A 1812-nucleotide genomic window follows, 5' to 3' on the forward strand; every position below is an offset into this window, starting at 1 on the left:
CGGCCGAGGCGGCGCGCCTGGACCGGGCGCGGGCCGCCGTCGCCGAGCGGCTGGGGGCGGCGCGGCTGGACGCGATCAAGCGGCGCGGCGCGGGGCTGACCCCGGCGCAGGTGGTCGATGAGGCCATGCGCGCCATCGGCGCCGCGGGGCCGCCGCTACCGTAGTCGCGTGTCTCAGATCCCGTGGTGGGGGCTGCCCCTCATCGCCGCCGTGTTCGCCCTGGCCGGGGCCGGGGTGGCCATCCTCGTGTCGGCCCGCAACGACTATGCCCGCAGCCGGGCCCGCCGGACCAAGCGGTGGTATGCCGAGCGCAAGGACGCCTACGTCCAGTTGATGGCGGTGTTCGAGCGCGTCGCCTACGGGCTGCGCGTCAACCAGTCCGGCGACCCGCTCATCTACCTGGACCAGGTCGGGCCCGCCCTGGCCCAGGTCCGCCTGCTCGCCTCGGGGCCGGTGCGCAGCGCCGCGCTGGCCGTGCACCTGCTGCTGGAGAAGCTGCACACCTCGGGTGGCCCGGCGCCGGTTCCGGGGGTGGAGCCGCAGAAGCACTTCCGAGAGCTGCTCGCCCAGGTGCCGCTGGTGATGCAGGAGCTCGAGGTGGCGGTGCGTGAGGAGCTGGGCATCGACGCCTCGCCGCCGGAGCCGGGCGTGCCTTCTCGGTTGGTGCGGGGCAGGATCAGATCGGAAACGTGATCCTGGGGAGGGGCTCATGTCCGACTTGTCCGTGCTCGATGGAACGACTGCCGCAATCGTCCGCAGTGGGGTGGTCGCGGTGCTGCGGGCGCCCACCGCGGACAGCTTCGCCGCCGTCGCCGATGTGCTGGTCCGAGCCGGGATCACCGCGATCGAGGTGACGCTGACCTCGCGCGGGGCGGTCGACGCGATGGCCGGGCTGCGCCGGCAGCTGCCGCCGTCCGCGGTGATCGGCGCCGGCACGGTGCTGACTCCCGACCAGGCCAAGGCCGCCGTGGACGCGGGCGCGTCGTTCCTGGTGTCGCCGGTGCTCGACCCGCTTATGGCCCAGGATTTCGGGGTGCCGTTCTACCCGGGCGGGCTGACCCCGAGCGAGCTCCACCGCGCGACCCAGACCGGCGCGCCGCTGGTCAAGCTCTTCCCGGCGGCCACGGTCGGCCCCGGCTACCTCAAGGACCTGCACGGCCCGCTGCCCGGCCTGCGGATCATGCCGACCGGCGGCATCGGCATCGACGACATCGCGACGTGGCTCTCGGCGGGTGCGTCGGCGGTCGGGCTGGGCGGTCCGCTGCTCGGCGACGCCGCCTCCGGCGGCAGTTTGACCGAGTTGGGGGTACGCGCACAGCGCGCGGCCGACGCGGTGGCCTTCGCCAGGTCCGCCGCATGACGGGGGTGTTCACGTTCGGCGAGACGATGGGGCTGGTCGCCGCGACCGACATCGGCCCGCTCGACCACGTCTCCTCGTTCCGATATGCGATCGGCGGCGCCGAGTCCAACGTGGCGATCGGCGTGGCCCGGCTCGGCGGCGCGGCAACGTGGCTGGGGCGGGTGGGCCCGGACGCCACCGGCGACCTGATCGCGCGGCGGCTGCGCGCCGAGGGCGTGCACACCATCGCCATCCGGGACGAGGCGTTCACCGGGCTGATGGTGCGCTATCGGCGGACCGGGGCGCAGACCCACGTCGACTACCACCGGGCCGGCAGCGCGGGGTCCCGGCTGTTGCCGACCGACCTGCCCGGCTTCGACGACGTCGACATCCTGCACGTCACGGGCATCACGCCCGCCCTCAGCGACACCGCTCGCACGACGGTGTTCCAGGCCGTCGAGCGGGCCCGGGCC

3 protein-coding genes are annotated in these 1812 nt (G+C 74.4%); all 3 read left to right on the top strand.

What is annotated here, in order from left to right; translation table 11 throughout:
- The first annotated feature begins 168 nt into the window (after positions 1-168).
- Positions 169-693 carry a hypothetical protein gene (locus AB0M20_RS41400; RefSeq protein ID WP_364306791.1) on the top strand — a complete coding sequence of 175 codons (525 nt, stop codon included), beginning with the start codon at positions 169-171 and terminating at the stop codon, positions 691-693.
- Between the two features lie 16 nt (positions 694-709).
- On the top strand, positions 710-1360 hold the full coding sequence (locus AB0M20_RS41405; protein ID WP_364306793.1) for a bifunctional 4-hydroxy-2-oxoglutarate aldolase/2-dehydro-3-deoxy-phosphogluconate aldolase: 651 nt from the start codon (positions 710-712) through the stop codon (positions 1358-1360).
- Positions 1357-1812: PfkB family carbohydrate kinase (locus AB0M20_RS41410; protein ID WP_364306794.1), on the top strand; the 456-nt coding region annotated here is incomplete at its 3' end. The genes AB0M20_RS41405 and AB0M20_RS41410, both read left to right, overlap by 4 nt.

The organism is Actinoplanes sp. NPDC051633 (genome assembly GCF_040681735.1).
Lineage (GTDB): Bacteria > Actinomycetota > Actinomycetes > Mycobacteriales > Micromonosporaceae > Actinoplanes.

Coding starts and splice junctions, on each gene's coding strand:
- AB0M20_RS41405 (WP_364306793.1), top strand. CDS start 710: ATGTCCGACTTGTCCGTGCTCGATGGAACGACTGCCGCAATCGTCCGC.